General features: G+C 39.7%; 17 protein-coding genes. 10 read left to right on the forward strand and 7 right to left on the reverse strand.

What is annotated here, in order from left to right; all coding sequences use genetic code 11:
- Nucleotides 1-113: 113 nt before the first annotated feature.
- Nucleotides 114-533 (reverse strand): copper resistance protein NlpE, encoded by a 420-nt coding sequence (locus tag DTA23_RS01495; protein WP_070565053.1) that lies wholly within the window; start codon nt 531-533, stop codon nt 114-116.
- 84 nt (nt 534-617) lie between these two features.
- Nucleotides 618-950 carry a tetratricopeptide repeat protein gene (locus tag DTA23_RS01500; RefSeq protein ID WP_046674005.1) on the reverse strand — a complete coding sequence of 111 codons (333 nt, stop codon included), beginning with the start codon at nt 948-950 and terminating at the stop codon, nt 618-620.
- A 402-nt stretch (nt 951-1,352) separates the two neighbouring features.
- Between DTA23_RS01500 and DTA23_RS01505 the strand changes: the two genes are divergently transcribed.
- From DTA23_RS01505 to DTA23_RS30145, 6 genes are all read left to right on the forward strand, one after another.
- On the forward strand, nt 1,353-2,090 hold the full coding sequence (locus tag DTA23_RS01505; protein WP_070565047.1) for an electron transfer flavoprotein subunit beta/FixA family protein: 738 nt from the start codon (nt 1,353-1,355) through the stop codon (nt 2,088-2,090).
- 20 nt (nt 2,091-2,110) lie between these two features.
- Nucleotides 2,111-3,085, forward strand: coding sequence for an electron transfer flavoprotein subunit alpha/FixB family protein (locus tag DTA23_RS01510; protein WP_112373633.1), 975 nt, complete (start codon nt 2,111-2,113; stop codon nt 3,083-3,085).
- A 115-nt stretch (nt 3,086-3,200) separates the two neighbouring features.
- A complete protein-coding gene (locus DTA23_RS01515; RefSeq protein WP_046674002.1) occupies nt 3,201-3,827 on the forward strand; it encodes a bifunctional nuclease family protein in 627 nt (208 codons plus the stop codon).
- 45 nt (nt 3,828-3,872) lie between these two features.
- Nucleotides 3,873-5,243 carry a nucleoside permease gene (locus tag DTA23_RS01520; RefSeq protein ID WP_046674001.1) on the forward strand — a complete coding sequence of 457 codons (1,371 nt, stop codon included), beginning with the start codon at nt 3,873-3,875 and terminating at the stop codon, nt 5,241-5,243.
- A 39-nt stretch (nt 5,244-5,282) separates the two neighbouring features.
- Nucleotides 5,283-6,377, forward strand: a complete 1,095-nt coding sequence (locus tag DTA23_RS30140; protein ID WP_112373634.1) for a mechanosensitive ion channel family protein — start codon at nt 5,283-5,285, stop codon at nt 6,375-6,377.
- Entirely contained in the window at nt 6,377-6,607 is a 231-nt protein-coding gene (locus tag DTA23_RS30145; RefSeq protein WP_112373635.1) for a hypothetical protein, read from the forward strand. The genes DTA23_RS30140 and DTA23_RS30145 overlap by 1 nt, the downstream gene beginning before the upstream one ends.
- Nucleotides 6,608-7,027: 420 nt before the next feature.
- On the opposite strand, the gene DTA23_RS01535 is transcribed toward DTA23_RS30145, so the two are convergent.
- The 3 genes from DTA23_RS01535 to DTA23_RS01545 all read right to left on the reverse strand — a co-directional run bounded on the left by DTA23_RS01535 (nt 7,028) and on the right by DTA23_RS01545 (nt 10,095).
- Nucleotides 7,028-8,587 (reverse strand): calcineurin-like phosphoesterase C-terminal domain-containing protein, encoded by a 1,560-nt coding sequence (locus tag DTA23_RS01535; protein ID WP_112373636.1) that lies wholly within the window; start codon nt 8,585-8,587, stop codon nt 7,028-7,030.
- A 340-nt stretch (nt 8,588-8,927) separates the two neighbouring features.
- Nucleotides 8,928-9,431 carry a hypothetical protein gene (locus tag DTA23_RS01540; protein ID WP_236560122.1) on the reverse strand — a complete coding sequence of 168 codons (504 nt, stop codon included), beginning with the start codon at nt 9,429-9,431 and terminating at the stop codon, nt 8,928-8,930.
- Nucleotides 9,432-9,522: 91 nt separating this feature from the next.
- A complete protein-coding gene (locus DTA23_RS01545; RefSeq protein ID WP_112373637.1) occupies nt 9,523-10,095 on the reverse strand; it encodes a C40 family peptidase in 573 nt (190 codons plus the stop codon).
- A gap of 175 nt (nt 10,096-10,270) precedes the next feature.
- On the opposite strand from DTA23_RS01545, the gene DTA23_RS01550 reads away from it, so the two are divergent.
- Nucleotides 10,271-11,167 (forward strand): EamA family transporter, encoded by an 897-nt coding sequence (locus tag DTA23_RS01550; RefSeq protein WP_112373638.1) that lies wholly within the window; start codon nt 10,271-10,273, stop codon nt 11,165-11,167.
- Nucleotides 11,168-11,341: 174 nt separating this feature from the next.
- On the opposite strand, the gene mtaB is transcribed toward DTA23_RS01550, so the two are convergent.
- Complete coding sequence (gene mtaB, locus DTA23_RS01555; protein ID WP_112373639.1) at nt 11,342-12,664, reverse strand: tRNA (N(6)-L-threonylcarbamoyladenosine(37)-C(2))-methylthiotransferase MtaB; 1,323 nt, start codon at nt 12,662-12,664, stop codon at nt 11,342-11,344.
- 266 nt (nt 12,665-12,930) lie between these two features.
- Here mtaB and DTA23_RS01560 point away from each other — a divergent pair, with 266 nt between their 5' ends.
- From DTA23_RS01560 to DTA23_RS01570, 3 genes are all read left to right on the forward strand, one after another.
- Complete coding sequence (locus DTA23_RS01560; protein ID WP_070565019.1) at nt 12,931-13,752, forward strand: thymidylate synthase; 822 nt, start codon at nt 12,931-12,933, stop codon at nt 13,750-13,752.
- Between the two features lie 61 nt (nt 13,753-13,813).
- The gene (locus tag DTA23_RS01565; protein ID WP_112373640.1) at nt 13,814-14,308 is read left to right on the forward strand and encodes a dihydrofolate reductase; all 495 of its coding nucleotides are present in this window, start codon (nt 13,814-13,816) and stop codon (nt 14,306-14,308) included.
- Nucleotides 14,309-14,475: 167 nt separating this feature from the next.
- Nucleotides 14,476-15,684, forward strand: coding sequence for a serine hydrolase (locus tag DTA23_RS01570; RefSeq protein WP_312352037.1), 1,209 nt, complete (start codon nt 14,476-14,478; stop codon nt 15,682-15,684).
- 207 nt (nt 15,685-15,891) lie between these two features.
- Here DTA23_RS01570 and DTA23_RS01575 read toward each other — a convergent pair whose 3' ends face one another.
- Nucleotides 15,892-16,899 (reverse strand): D-alanine--D-alanine ligase family protein, encoded by a 1,008-nt coding sequence (locus DTA23_RS01575; RefSeq protein WP_112373642.1) that lies wholly within the window; start codon nt 16,897-16,899, stop codon nt 15,892-15,894.
- Between the last annotated feature and the right edge of the window lie 97 nt (nt 16,900-16,996).

Genomic DNA, 16,996 nt, shown 5'->3' on the forward strand with positions numbered 1-16,996 from the left:
TAGCAAGAAGAACTTATTCGATAGCCGAAAACAGCTATACATCCAAAAACATAAAAAAGCCGAAAGTATACTTTCGGCTTTTTTATGTGTTAATATAGCCCTTAGGCTATATATCAATTTTTTGTCAAGACATAATATTTGGAAATATCACCCGTAATATCATTTCCGGAAAGATCCAGCTGGCTGAGTATCCGATTTCCTAATTTGAACTTATAGTCGACGCCGTCCAATGTAATAATGTTGCCATCCAATTTCCATTTTCCTTCACGCATAAACACATCATCACTTTTATTAAGGTATTTAGATGAATATTGGTAGGTGTTGTCTGCATGCAATGAAATAAGCGTTTCTATACCATCACAATCCGCACAAGGCATGACACCTCTATATTCACCAATCACTACTTCCGCCTTATCCCTACCTTTTAGGTCTTGTAAATTATCTTTATAGACCGCAACACTTTGTTTGGGATTATCACATCCCACCATTCCAATTGTCAATAACAAACCCACAATCCAAATATACCTTTTCATCTCATTCCAAATTCAAAAAAATCAGCATCTAACAGTTACACCAATAAATTCATAACAAATTAAATACCAAAAATTTAGAAAAGATTAAAAATCATCTTCATCATCGTCTGTCAAGAATGACAATGCACCTTGTAACTCGCCCAAAGCATGGAAATTACGCGTCTTGCGAGCGATCTCAATCCCGGATCTATAGGTATTAATCGCGGACTCCTGTCTATTCAATTTTTCGTACAATTTACCCAAATGATAATACGTTCCTACATAATCTGGATTCGTATGTACTAAATTCTCAAATCTTACCATGGCCTCTTGTTCATCTTCCTGCTTGAGATATTCAGCCGCAATCGCATATTTTAAAAATGGATCTTCAGGGCTCTCTTTCAAAAATTCATTCAGTTGATCCAATCGTGTCGACATATCTTTTTTATTTCAAACTTAGACAAATTGCATATTATATGCAATTTAATTGTATATCCACTAAAACAATTCCCCGTCTCTCCATATCACACAAAAGGTTTTTATAAACAGGAACCCCGAATGAGCTGTGATGCTTTATGAAATTACTATGCTAGCATATAAAATGACAATTTACTGACGTAATAAATCTATTGTCAAGAACCGGCTATTTAAAATAAAAAATTACAAAAAAGACAACAAAACACCTCAATATTATATCACATCAAAAAAAAATACAAGAAAACAACTGGTAAAATTACAAATTCATCAAAATCTCAAGACGACTTTTTAACAGCATTTAAAACGCCTTAGCACTTTTTAATTGAAAGAAAATATGGTAAGTTTGAGTAAAACCAATCGTATATGAAAATATTAGTTTGTATAAGTAATGTCCCTGACACTACATCCAAAATCACTTTTACAAATGACAACACTGCATTTAATACAGCTGGTGTACAATTCATTATAAACCCATATGATGAAATTGCTTTATCCAAAGCAGTTGAGTTGGCCGAAGGTGGAAAAGGAACCGTAACTGTCATCAATGTGGGCGATGCATCTACTGATGCAACCATTCGAAAAGCATTGGCAATTGGTGCAGACAATGCTGTACGGATTAACGCCGTTCCGCGCGATGCTTGGTTTGTTGCGAATCAGATAGCACAATATGCCAAAGACAATGCATTTGATTTGATCTTAACCGGCCGCGAATCAATCGACTATAACGGTGCTCAAGTGGGAGCAATCGTAGGAGAACTGCTGCATATCCCTTCTGTTTCCATTGCCAAAAAAGTTGACATTGCGGGCGACGCAGTCACAGTTGAGCGCGAGATTGAAGGTGGAAAAGAAGTATTGACAGCAAAGCTACCCATCGTCATTGGCACTGCCGAAGGTGTTGCCGAACCTAAAATACCGAATATGCGTGGTATTATGAGCGCACGGACCAAACCATTGGATGTGCTGGAACCCTCCGCAATAGACGTTCTTGAACACATTGTCAGCTATGAGACGCCTGCTCCACGGGGTACGGTCAAACTTGTTGACGCTGCCGAGGTAGAAAAATTAGTTTCTCTTCTTCACGACGAAGCTAAAGTTATTTAATCTTTAAACGCTAAAACACTATGTCTATACTCGTATATGTAGAAAATACTGATGGAAAATTCAAAAAATCAGCTTTTGAAGTTGTTTCTTATGCAAAATCCATCGCCGATAACATACAGACTGATCTTGTGGCTATTTCAATCGGAAATGTCGCTGAAGACGAACTTGCTGGTTTGGGCAAGTACGGTGCTTCCAAAGTATTAAATGTCAATAATGAACAACTTGCTTCTTTTGTAAACCAAGCGTACGCAAGCATCATTGCTGAAGCCGTAAAAAATACCGGTTCAAAAATACTTGTGCTGTCCAACTCATTCTCAGGTAAGGGACTCGCTCCACGTATTGCAGCCAAATTGGAGGCTGGTCTGGCCGATGGCGCACTCGAATTGCCGACCATTAATGGCGACAAACTGACTGTCAAAAAAACAGCGTTCTCCAATAAGGCTTTCGCTACGCTCGAACTAACCTCGGATATAAAAGTCATCGCACTTAGTCCAAATGCATATGAAACAAAAGAGACCGGTGGTAGCGCAAATGTCGAAACTTTTGCTCCAAATATTGACCAAACAGATTTTACAACTATGGTCAAAGAGATTGTTCGTGCAACAGACAAAATATCCCTACCGGAAGCTGAAATCGTCGTCTCTGCCGGCCGTGGTCTAAAAGGACCTGAAAACTGGGGGATAATTGAAGAACTCGCCGATGTGCTTGGCGCGGCTACAGCCTGTTCAAAACCCGTATCCGATGCTGGCTGGCGCCCGCATTCGGAGCACGTAGGCCAGACAGGTATTGTAGTGAGTCCCAATCTCTATATCGCAATCGGTATCTCCGGAGCAATCCAGCATTTGGCTGGAGTAAGCTCATCCAAAACAATCGTTGTCATCAATAAAGATCCAGAAGCGCCCTTTTTCAAGGTGGCCGACTATGGAATTGTAGGCGATGCCTTCGACGTCGTTCCGAAATTAACGCAGGCATTGAAGGCTTACAAAGGTATTTAAAGCTTTCATCCGATATATTCTCCCCATTTATCCAAAATGAATGGGGAGTTTTTAGTTGTTATAATTGCATATAAAAGCAAATTTATCTAAGTTTGTAGACCGCTTTGGAATTAAAATGAAGAAAATCAGATTAGATATCGTTGGTTTATCCTATAGTCAAACACAATCTGGCGCTTATGCTCTTGTATTGGGAGAAGTGGAGGGCAACAGAAGATTGCCCATCATCATCGGCAGCCATGAGGCTCAAGCTATTGCTATTCGGATAGAGAAAATGATTCCTAGTCGTCCGCTCACACACGACCTATTTCAATCTTTTGCAGATTCTTTTGGTATTAAACTCATTGAAGTACTGATCTATAATTTGATTGAAGGGATATTTTATGCTAAAATTATCTGTTCCGACGGCAACAAGATTGTAGAAATTGATGCCCGCACATCCGATGCAGTTGCACTGGCTGTACGGTTTGAAGCTCCGATCTATGCCTACGAATTTATTATGTCCTCTGCTGGAATTATCATTGAAGGACATGAGTTTGCATTTTTGGAAAACCTGGACAAATCCAACAAAGTTCAGGATCCAAGTGTTGTTGAGGTCGAAGAAAAAACACCTTCAAAATCCCCACAAAATCCTTTCTCCTCGTTGACAGATGAGCAACTGGAGCAAGCACTTAATCAGGCATTGACCGAAGAAAACTACGAGCAGGCTGCCTTGATTAGGGATGAGATTTCCAAAAGAAAATAACTCCTTTCATTAAAGCGAAATAAAAATTTTAAATAACATCGATTTATGTCTATTAAATTAAGATTGACCATTATGAGCTTCTTTCAGTTCTTTGTCTGGGGAGCATGGTTGATTACAATAGCAAACTATTGGTTTGGCACAAAACAATGGGATGGTACACAATTTGGAGCTATTTTCGCAACCATGGGGATCGCTTCTTTATTTATGCCTACCCTGATGGGAATTATCGCCGATCGTTGGATAAATGCCGAAAGATTATATTTTATCCTTCACTTATGTTATGCGGGTGTTTTATTCTATTTACCGCAGGTAAATGATCCAAACACTTTTTTTTATGCAATGCTAGCGGCGATGTGTTTTTATATGCCCACTTTGGCCCTATCCAACTCCATTGCATATACGGCATTGAATGAAAATAACTACGATTTGGTCAAGGCATTCCCCCCTATCCGGGTATTCGGAACGATAGGCTTTATCGTCGCTATGTGGATCACCAATTTAACCGGCAACAAGGCTACAGCTTATCAATTTTATATCGCCGGAACCGCAGCGCTGGCTTTAAGTCTCTATGCTTTTACGCTACCTAAATGTCCACCAAAAAAGTTACAACAGGAAGATGCTTCCTGGACACAACTATTAGGCTTAGAGGCATTTAAACTTTTCGGAAATTATAAAATGGCTTTATTTTTTATTTTTTCCATGTTCTTGGGGGCCGCACTCCAACTGACCAATGCCTACGGTGATGTATTCTTGGATGAATTTAAATTCTATCCTAAATTTGCAGAATCTTTCGTTGTGAAATATTCGACCATCATTATGTCGATTTCCCAGATATCCGAGACACTATTTATTTTGGCTATTCCATTTTTTCTCAAAAGATTCGGTATAAAAAAGGTCATGCTGATTTCGATGTTAGCCTGGGTATTACGTTTTGGATTATTCTCCTTTGGTGACCCTGCAGGCGGACTTTGGATGATTGTATTATCCTGTATCGTCTATGGTATGGCATTTGACTTCTTTAATATCTCAGGTTCCTTATTTGTCGAAACTTCGACAACATCAAGCATACGCAGCTCGGCACAAGGTTTGTTTATGATGATGACAAATGGTTTTGGTGCCGTTGTAGGCAGTTTTGCATCGGGTTGGATCATTGACCACTACTTTACCAAAAGTTTTCAAAACAGCAAAGATCTCGCACAATATTTAGATACAACAATCGACAACACCCATTTTCTACATTTTCTGCAGGAAAAGAGTATCTCAATCTTACCTGACGGCATGTTAAGTGGTAACCTCATGCTAAAAGACTGGCATGACATCTGGCTAGCTTTTGCCATCTATACCTTGGTTATAGCAGTCCTTTTTGCGGTCTTCTTCAGACATAAACACGAGCGCGAACCGCTCAATTCAAAATAACAAAAAGCCGCTAATTGCGGCTTTTTGTATATTTGTAACATGCAAAGCACAGCAACGGAATTATTCAAAGATTCTCAATCCCACATCTATAATTGGACATTTCAATGGATTAAACAACTTGGCCTTGATAATCAGGGGAGTCATTTTGTTAACTCGATCCTTTTACTCTTACTGGTTGTCTTGTTTTTGATCATCATTGACTATTTCACCAAAAGAACATTACTCCTGTTAACAATTAAAGCGATCAGACGTAGTACAAACCGCTTTGATGATCTGTTGATCCGTAATAAAACACTGAAACTTGTTGCTCATTTTGTTCCGATCTTAGTGGCACAATACATCATGCCCATAATTTTCATGGGGTTTCCAACCTGGAAAGAAAACAGCAATAAAATACTTGACATAGCCACGACTGTCGTCAGTTTATTGATTATTCATTCGCTCCTGAAAAGTTTGCGGGATATGCTGCGCATGAAGAAATCTTTTGCAGACAAACCTCTGGAGAGTTATTTACAGGTCTGTCAGATTATCTTATTATTTATCGGCGGAACGATCTGCTTTTCAATATTGACAGGAAAATCTCCCTGGTCTTTCTTATTATCCTTGGGTGCCGCATCCGCAATTCTGATGTTGGTATTCAAAGACACTATACTAGGATTTGTTGCCAGTATTCAAGTTTCGGCCAATGACTCCATCCGTGTCGGAGATTGGATAGAGATGCCCAAATATGGCGCCGATGGAACGGTCAAAGAGATTAACCTCAATAATGTAAAAGTACAGAACTTTGATAAGACCATTACGACGATACCAACACATACGCTATTGTCGGATTCGTTCAAAAATTACAGGGGCATGCAGCAGTCGGGCGGTAGGCGCTTAAAGCGGGCCATAAATATCAAAATTTCCACGATTCGATTTTTAGAAAATGAAGAAATTGAAAAACTCAAAAATATACAGATCCTGCGGCCGTATATCGAAGAGCGAGCCAAGACAATTGACCAATTCAACACCCAACAGCAAATAGATCAGTCAAGCCCCATAAATGGTCGCAAAATGACAAATTTAGGGATGTTCAGAGCTTACACACTCACCTATTTACGTCAAAACCCCAATATCCACAAGACCATGCCCTGATGGTGCGTCAGCTTGCTTCAACCGAACACGGTGTTCCAGTCGAACTTTATTTCTTTGTAAACGATATCCGCTGGGAATATTACGAAGGAATTGTTTCGGATGTATTCGACCACCTATTTGCCGCCACAAAATACTTCGACCTGGAGATCTTTGAAAATCCGGCATCGGATGATTTTCGGCGTGCTATCCGGCATAAAAGCCTTCATGACTTCGCAGACCAACAACAATAAAAGCGAACGGAATGTTCTTTCTGGCCAATAACGTCAGACACTTTCAGAAGAAAATATCGCTGTCGAACTAAGTGTTCAGCCGAACTATGTGTTCATATATTGCTAAGGTTCATACCAAACGAATTACCAGGCAAAACCTTGTCTGCATAAATCAAATGAACTGTAAGAACAGGCCAGCCGAGAAGCAGTTAAATGCTGGTATCGTAAGATAGCCTAAAAGGTCTAAAACAGTGAAAGGTAATCTGGGGAGATTACCTTCACTTTAAAAACAAACTAAATTTTCAGACGTGTTTCACAACAGATCTACACATTAACCCTAACTCTTTATGAATCAAAAATTACTCTACACAAATATAGGATCGTTATGTTAAGTGCATCTTAAGCTATCTTTAAACTTAAAACAACTCTACAAATGGTTATTTATCTCACCTCAATAGTCTTTGTTGCCAGGTGTACTCTATTGAAAAGATCAACCGCTTGAACCTCAATCTGATATTTACCAGCTTTAAGTTTGGGCAAATTAGCTGTCCACAGATGACTGGATTTTTCGGGGTTCGAAGGTCTACGCGTATTCTTTAATTCAGTTGCTGTATCGTATTTAGCAAGAGAATTTAGGAATGCCGGATCGTTTTCATTGACAAAATCCATTTCCTTCCATTCGCCCTGATTGATTCTATACGTTACCTTGTCACCTTCCTTTCCAATGAAAAAATTAGCGTATATCGGATATCTCTTTGTGTATTTTTCTGGAACGACCGATGCGCCATATAAATCGATCTGATACGTTGCTGGCTTACCGACAACCTTATAATCAAAACTGTATTGGTTACCCTCGATTTTTAAGATGGCATACCCTTTTGGTGTACCGTCCCGCATTGTAGAAACAGGAATTCCCTTTTCATTCAACTCGCCCGAATACCAGTCGCCCGAGGTTGTACCCACATTATACTCGTGATGTGGCTTTTCTTGTTTCCATCCTTCGTTTTGCCCATAAAAATATTGCCGCTGAAAGTGTGTATGCGCGGATAAAGACAAGGTATGCTTAAATGGAGCCAAAATATCGAACAGACGTTGTCTATCTTCGTTACGAAAGACATCCGAGTTTTGATGGTATAAAGGAATATGAAATGCCAACACAATCAATTTATCTTTAGCAACGTTTTTTAAGTCATTTTCCACAAAATCAAGCTGATCTTTACGGAATCCGCCTAAATAACCTTTACCTGTCCGTGGATTCGGATAAATGATATTATCAAGAATGATAAAATGCGTATTTCCATAGTTGAACGCATAATTATTGGGGCCAAACGTCCGCTCGAACGATTCATCGGAGAGGCTATCCACTTTAGCATCATAGTTCATATCGTGGTTTCCCATGACATTATACCATGGCAAGCCCATCGTGGAAATCACCGATTTATATTTTGGCTGAAGTGAAAGATCGTCTCCCACCAAGTCGCCTAAGCTTATTCCGAATTTCGCAATTGTCTTATCGGAAATTTCATTGATCACACCATTTTTGAAATAGGCCAGTTCTTCCTCCGTGTAAGCCTGTGGATCCCCAAAAACAAAAGCTGCGAAGTTAGGATTCTCATCTTGCTGGTACAATGCAAAGTTTACAGCCGCAGGGATTTTTCCTGTAGCAGCAACAGCAGGGTATTTTGAAGCTGGACTACCGTTTACCTTATGGATATAATAGAATTTTGGGTGGTTATTTTCATCCAAGGGCAAAGCATAGCCTGTTGGTTTAACCACAAAAATGATGTTGTCATTTCCAACGGGCAATTGGTAATTACCATCTTTATCAGTCGTTGTCACTTCACGCCCGTTACTAACAGAAACAGACGCAATACCTTGTTCGTTTTTATCTAATTTTCCGTTCTTGTTTACGTCCAGATAAACTTTTCCTTTTGCAAAATCTTGCGCCTGCACAGCGTTTACGCATGCCCAGGAAATTGCTAGTGCCAAAAATGCTTTCATATGAAATTTTGTTTTGGCGCTAAAGTATTCGATTCAGGTTAACGGAGTATAAAGAGAATATAAAGAATTTATCAAAAAACAAAGGAAGCCATTTAATACTCCTGTATTAATTAATCCATATTGGCAGTACGTTATAGGGACCTTATCCGTGTTTTATACGTATTCATCCGAATGAGGTCCCTATCAGGTCCCTATTAGTCCCTATAAATCCCTACTAACATATATGTTGTTGGCGGGTTAAATCCTTCTTCCATCCTTTGTTTACAGACGGATATTCGGCACAAAAAAAGAGAAACCAATGACTTGATTTCTCTCTTTACCCTTAGGGCCTATTTCTTAACTATCTGGCTTGCGCAGTTGCCAACATGCGGTTGACTTCATCGATCATTGATTTTGCTGCATCGTGCATCCGAGGGTTGCCTGCAAAATCTGCATCCAAAGTGATATGCTTGGACTTATCTTTATAGTTGAACTCTAAATAAAAACGTGGGACTTTAGAATTTGTTGAATCCTGCTGCCATTCAGGACCGGTCATATCGGTATCCAAGTTCCAAAAGCCGAGCTCCATTGCTTTGCGATGCAGGTATAATAAATCGTCTTTTGTAAATTTTACAGTATCGGTAATTAGAGAATCTTTTTTGTCTAAATATTTATAGATACGTGTTTTTGAATTGTATTCGTTGACCATGTGGTTCGGCTCGCCATATTTGAATTCAATGGATTCAAAATCGGCAAAACGAAAAGGGGCATTTTTGATCATATTACTGTAGTAATAAACACAATACATCAAAAACGGCACAATAATACAAAGGCCCAAAAAAATCTTCTTACTCTTGATTGTCATTTCTATAAAATTTTGACAAAAATAAGGATTTATACAGGGTATAAAAGTTTATATCAAGATATGACATAAAACCTACATGAAATTCACGCGTTTAGATATTGGGAGAGCCCGCGTCAACAAAGGTCTTCGCATACCAACTGTCGGTAAGATCAGAGATAATAACACCTTTCCGTGTCGAAACATGAACGAACTTATTATTATGCAGGTATACACCAACATGATCTATTCCATTTCGTCCGAAAGAAAAAAACACGAGATCTCCTTCTTCAAGTTTATCGACCTTTTTTCTCTTTACTATTCCTTCCATGTCACGCGAAGTCCGCGGCAAATTCCCTTTGTATACTTCAATATAGAGCAGATTAACAAATCCCGAGCAATCTACCCCCGATTTGGTCTGTCCACCCATACGATGCGGTATCCCCATCCAATCGTCAATAAAGGAATAAAGGTGCGGATTTAGTTTTTTGGTACTCACATTGAGCAAGTCTGCATAATTGTCAAGTTTGGATCCCGAAAAAGTTTTTCCACGCGCTGAGCTCGCATCTGTCAAAACCGAACCATTGGAAGAATGTGTTTTGGAGCTAAGTACCTTTTTCTTCGTTGAACAACTGCTCAAAAATAGAACTGCACCTAAAAAGAAGATAAAATAAGATCTGACACCCATGCTGTTCGATTTACGTTCTTGCTTAACAAACTTACTTGCATGACAAACTTAATTAAATTGCTGTTGATATCCAATAAATTTGCTTGCCCCCGGAGATTGCTTTTCTTGATAAGAACGTCAGATAAGAAAAAGAATTGTTCAGAAATCGTAACTTTGACGCCTAATTTATTTGAGAATGGAAAAATTAAAAGGTGCATTAGCTGTCTTTTTAGGTGCGAGTAGTTTTGGGATACTATCAACGTTTGTTAAAAAAGCCTATGGTAAAGGGTTGAATTTAGGAGAGGTAACGGGAATTCAGGTATTGTTTGGCATGCTTATCCTTTGGCTTATCTATATCATCATCAAACTCTTTTCGGCAAAGTCATTTCACTCTTCAAGCAAGAAATCTTCATGGATCAAGATATTAATCAGTGGTACTTCGACCGGTTTGGTGAGCATTCTCTATTACAAATGTGTACAGCTCGTCCCGGCTTCGTTGGCCATCGTACTGCTCATGCAGTATATCTGGATCGGTGTGGTAATCGAATTTATCTTTTTCAAGGCAAAACCTTCAAAAAACAACCTGATTGGTATCGGCATTGTACTCATTGCAACATTATTAGCGACTGGACTTCTTGAAAAAGGCTTGCAACACCTCAACCTAACAGGTGTCTTATTTGGTCTTTTAGCAGCGACCGCCTATTCGGTCTTCATGATCGTCAACGGTCGTGTCGGCAATGACTATCACCCCATTCAAAAAAGCGCTATTATGGTAACGGGGGCCTGTATACTGGTCTTCACCTTGTTTCCACCTGCTTATTTATGGAATGGTCAATTTGATGGTAACTTCCTCTATTTCGGCTTGATCCTCTCGCTATTTGGCACGGTCATCCCGCCTTTATTATTTGCCTATGGCCTACCGAAAACGGGCTTCTCCTTAGGCGGAATATTAAGTTCGGCGGAGCTACCCGTAGCCACCTGTATGTCGTTTTTTATACTTCATGAAAGTGTATCCACGATACAATGGCTCGGGGTACTTTTGATCTTGGGTACCGTCATCTGGTTAAATGCAGCAAAGAGCAGTACGCATTAGGCGACCGATCCACTTCTGGTCAGAGTACTGCAGTCAATTTGATCAGGAACACAACTGTGTGCTGCAATCAATAGGGAAATTATGGAATTCCCGTTAACGAAAAAAGGCAATCTTCTCTAATAAGATTGCCTTTTTTATATGTTAAACCTTAGTATGTTATAAATCTTAAAAAGGTTAATGTGTCAGTGTCTCCGGAATTTCTTCTACTTCCACTTCACAGGAATCCGTTACTTCTATAAATTTAACCGGCACAACCTCATTCACCAATAATGGATCGTATAAGGTCCGTACTTTGACATAGTTTTTAGAAAAACCATGCATATAACCATCTTTTTCGTCTGCTTCAAACAAAACATCACCAGTCTCACCAAGCTGTGACTCATAAAACGCACGGCGCTTCTTCTCCGAAAGGATGTGCAACATTTTGCTACGGTCGCTGCGTTGAGCTCCCGGTACAGCACCGTCCATTTGAGCAGCAATCGTATTCTCCCTTTCTGAATAGGTAAAGACATGCAGGTAAGAAATATCCAAATCATTCAAGAAATTGTATGTATCGATAAAGTCTTCACGTGTTTCTCCCGGAAATCCGACAATAACGTCAACACCGATACAGCAATTAGGCATCAATGACTTGATAAAAGCGACGCGCTCTGTGTAAAGCTCTCTTTTGTACCTTCTGCGCATTAAACCCAGAATTTTATTGCTTCCAGACTGCAATGGCATATGGAAATGTGGAACAAAACGTTTTGATTGGGCCACAAACTCAATAATATCATTGGAAAGAAGATTGGGTTCTATCGAGGAAATACGGATTCTATCAATCCCTTCGACTTCATCCAGTGCTTGTACCAAATCCAAGAACCGGTCTTCGCGCTTACCATCCCGAATGCCAAAATCGCCAATGTTTACACCTGTTAAAACGATTTCTTTGACGCCTGAAGCTGCAATTTCTTCTGCTTGACGCACAATATCTTCGATCTTGCCCGAGCGACTTCCGCCACGTGCCAAAGGAATCGTACAAAATGTACATGAATAATCGCAGCCGTCCTGTACTTTTAGGAACGTACGCGTACGATCGCCAATCGAATAAGCCGAGACAAATTGATTGGTCTCATCGATTGGACCATTATAAACGATCGTTTTTTCCTGTTTCGTCAAATCATTGATATGCTCAATAATATTAAACTTTTCAGCTGCACCTAAGACCATGTCCACTCCGGGAATCTCTGCAATCTCTTTTGGTTTTAGCTGCGCATAACAGCCAACAATCGTAATATAGGCGTTGGGAGAGTGCTTTAAAGCTTCCTTCACTACTTTTCTACACTTCTTGTCAGCATTATCCGTTACCGAACATGTATTGATTACATAAACGTCTGCACGGCTATTGAACGCTGTGGTATCATAGCCCGCATCTTTAAATAAACGACCAATGGATGATGTCTCCGAATAATTCAGTTTACATCCAAGTGTATAAAAAGCTACTTTTTTATTCTCCATAATATTTTGCAAAATTACATTTTTTTTCAGTAACCCCTCTTATCATTTTAAGTTTTGACTTTCTCGTTATAAGGATTTTCCTTAGTTTTGACTATCTTGAAAGGTTGAATGCACCGGCGGCTTATTACGGACAAACTAAATTAGAGCCGGACATGATGTATTCAAATATTCCCCGATTGAGAATCAGACACATAAAATAGTGCTAGTCGTTCTGTCCAGTTCGATTATAGCATTGATATTTGGTATTTAATAATTACTTTTTACAGATGAAACAATATTTAGATTTACTCAGACATGTATATACGAATGGTGTTGTAAAGACAGATCGTACGGGCACAGGTACCAAAAGTGTCTTTGGATATCAGATGCGTTTCAACCTTCAGGAAGGTTTCCCTTTGGTAACGACGAAGAAATTACACCTGCGATCCATTATCCATGAATTGATCTGGTTTCTTAAAGGTGAAACCAATATTCAGTATCTCAAAGAAAATGGCGTAAGCATTTGGGACGAGTGGGCTGACGAACAAGGAAATTTAGGCCCTGTATACGGATCACAATGGCGCTCCTGGCCAACACCCGATGGCCGTCATATCGATCAGATCACACAGGTTATCAACCAGCTAAAAAATTCACCGGATTCACGCCGTATTATTGTATCGGCATGGAATGTTGCCGAAATAGAGCATATGGCATTACCTCCTTGTCATGCCTTTTTTCAGTTTTATGTCGCTCCGGCACAACCTGAAAAAGGTATCTTAAAGCCGCAATTGTCCTGTCAACTCTATCAACGTAGTGCCGATATATTCTTGGGCGTTCCTTTCAACATTGCCTCTTATGCTTTATTGACGATGATGGTCGCACAGGTTTGTGACATGGAAGCCGCAGAGTTTATCCACACCCTTGGCGATGCACATATCTACAGTAATCACTTCGAGCAAACGGAGCTCCAATTGAGCCGCGAGCCAAAAGCGCTACCCCAGATGAAAATAAACCCTGAAGTAAAAGATATCTTTGATTTTAAGTTTGAAGATTTTGAATTGTTAAACTACGAATCCCATCCACATATCAAAGCTCCGGTGGCCGTTTAACAAGAAAGGTACCTGATTTTGTAATATATTTTAGCGAACGAATAATCACCTTATATCAAAAATGAGCAACCCAACGATCACATTAATCGTAGCTGCGTCGGAAAACAATGCCATCGGAATCGACAATCAGATGCCTTGGCATTTACCCAACGACTTTAAATATTTTAAGAGAAATACCGTTGAGCACTCTGTCCTAATGGGCAGAAAGACTTTTGAGGCCATAGGCAAAGCATTACCAGACAGAAGGAATATTGTCATTACACGTAACGCGAATTTCCAGGGAGAAGATATTGATGTTGCCAACAGCATCCAAGAGGCACTCTTGTATTGCCGGGATGAACGTGAGGTATTCATCATTGGTGGCGCAAACATTTATCAGCAAGCGCTACCCTTGGCAAATAAAGTGCTTCTGACGCGCGTACATACAACTATCAAAGGTGACGCTTTCTTTCCTGAATTACCGTCAGAAGAATGGGAATTAGTTGCCTCAGATTCGCATCAGGCCGATGACAAACATGCATTTGCTTATACCTTTGAAGTTTATACGCGAAAATAATTCCATGTTTACGAATAGCAAAACGCGATAGGATCATGGAGCTTTTTGCTTCATGATCCTATCACCATTAAAAGCTATAGAAGAGCTTAATCGACAAGACTAAACAGGCGCGACACTTTGATCTAAAGCACATGCAAAAATACCTCACCCTAATTCTTACTCTATTCATGTCAGATCTATACGCTCAGAAGATAGATACTGTTTACCTGGAAAAATTACTCCAAAGTCATCCCGATCTATTTCAAAACATATTAAGTCATCCGACGAAAAATGAAATACAAATTCTGTATACACAGATTGATCGTGACAAATCCAATAAGCTACATTTCAGGTCCTATAGCTATCGACTGAATTCGAACTGGTATTTTTATCCCGCAAGTACAGTGAAGTTGCCGACAGCAATTCTGGCTTTGGAAAAAATCAATGACCTGCATATTGCCGGTCTCAGCAAAGATACCCCACTACGCATCGATTCTGCTTTTGAAAAGCAGACTAAGGTTCTTGTGGACGAATCCGCCGCCAATGGCCTTCCATCTGTTGCTCAATATGTTAAAAAGATCTTATTAACCAGCGACAACGATGCCCAAAACAGGCTTTTCGAATTTATTGGCCGTGCAGAACTGAATGCGAAACTAAAAAAATACGGCACTAATTACAGCCGCATTGTCAACCGTCTTGCTATTGGCGACAAAGGCATATGGGCCAAACATACTAACCCCGTCACCTTTTATAAGGGGAAGGATATTATTTATAAACAAGAAGCACAGTTCGATCCCAAGGATTATACCATCGAGCTGTCCAATACGCTTCAGGGGAAAGGTTACATGAACGATAAAGATGAACTTGTTCATGAACCCTGGAGTTTTGAAGGATTAAATGTATACGCTTTGCAAGATCAACAGCTGATATTGAAGAAGCTGTTATTTCCCGAAGCATTTCAGCCTCAAGAAAGATTCAATCTGAAAAAAGATGACTACGCGCTCCTCTATGATTATATGTCGCGCTATCCCTTTGAATCGGATTTTCCAAAATATGATCCAGCAGAATTCTGGCCAACGTATAGCAAGCTCCTTTTTTATGGCCGTGAAAAAAATGCGATCTTAAATCCCAACATCCGGATCTTCAACAAGTATGGAGATTCCTATGGCTATAATATTGATAATGCCTATATCGTCGACTTTGAACATGGCGTGGAATTTATGCTCGCCGTTGTTGTGCAGTCCAATGAAAATGGCATCTACAACGATGGACGCTACGAATATGAAACAGTAACCTATCCTTTTTTAAAAAATATCGGTCAGGTAATTTATCAGGAGGAGCTGAAAAGGGTTAAAAAGTTTAAACCCGATCTATCGAAATTTGATTTCAGAAAATAAAACACAAAAAAGGCTCTCAGAAAATTGAAAGCCTTTTTTGCGCATCGTCATCGTGGCGTATTTTTATCCCCCTTGGCTAGAAGGCTGCTTATGCGAATGATCAGCGGGCTGTGGCTGGGAAATGCAGTATGTCATCATCGGAATGTATGCTTATCCGCGCTCCAGCCATATAGTCCCTGCCTCAAGTCTTACTGAGATAGAACAAAACTACTTCGATTGTAGAGCCGTTTCGATCAACTCCCCGTAAAAATCCCCCTCCTTCATTCCAAAAGCCCGTACCTGCTGCGGAATAAAGCTTTGTGGAGTCTGCCCGGGAATGGTATTAATTTCGATAAAATAAAATTTATCGGTATCGTTTTCTAAAAAGAAGTCCACCCGAACCATACCCTTACAGTTCAATCTCACATAAATTTCCCTTAAAATACGTGCAGCGCGCTCCTGCTCTTCCGTAGTCAGGTCTGCTGGTGTAATCTCTTCGGTCAATCCAGGTACATACTTGGCTTCATAATCAAAAAATTCACGTGTAGTACGAACTTCGGTAGCCGGCAAAACAACGAGTTCGCCTTTTGAATTCCTAAAAATTCCCTCGGAAAATTCGCGTCCAGTCACAAATTCTTCAACAATAACCTGTTTCCCGGTATTCTCTGCATCAAAAGCTTTATCAATCGCTTCCTGCAGTTGTGCCGATTCCTTTACTTTGGTCATTCCGATACTACTTCCACCGGCATTAGGTTTCACAAAATACGGCAGCGAAAGATTGCTTTCGACGATTTTAACCGCTTCCGGGCGTTGCGATTCAAACAATAAGACCGATTTTGCCAAATGCAATTCCGGGATATCCGATAAAATCGCTTTTGTATACCCTTTATTCATAGTCAATGCCGAAGTCAAGGCATCACATGAGGTATATGGAATATCTAATAAATCAAAATAGCTCTGAAGTCTTCCATCTTCTCCAGGCACACCATGCACCATAATAAATGCTAAGTCAAAGCTTAAGATATCTCCGTTCAATGGAAGTGTAAAATCTGCTTTTGAAATCGGATGCCGCTTACCGTCCAAATCTTCATAGTACCATGCTTCTTTGGTCACTGTAATCAAATATATATCGTATTTGTCGTGATCAAGTTGAGAATTGACAAAGGCAGAACTTTTAAAAGAAACTTCAGCTTCTCCTGTATAACCTCCAGTTATTAATGCTATTTTTGCTTTCATAAATTTTAGCGATTCGAATAGCAAATATAATTTGCTATACACGGAAAAACGAATAATTTTGTGAGGAATAATTTTATTTAATCATTCTGCAAACTTG

It is taken from the genome of Sphingobacterium multivorum, from assembly GCF_900457465.1.
Classification (GTDB): Bacteria; Bacteroidota; Bacteroidia; order Sphingobacteriales; family Sphingobacteriaceae; genus Sphingobacterium; species Sphingobacterium multivorum.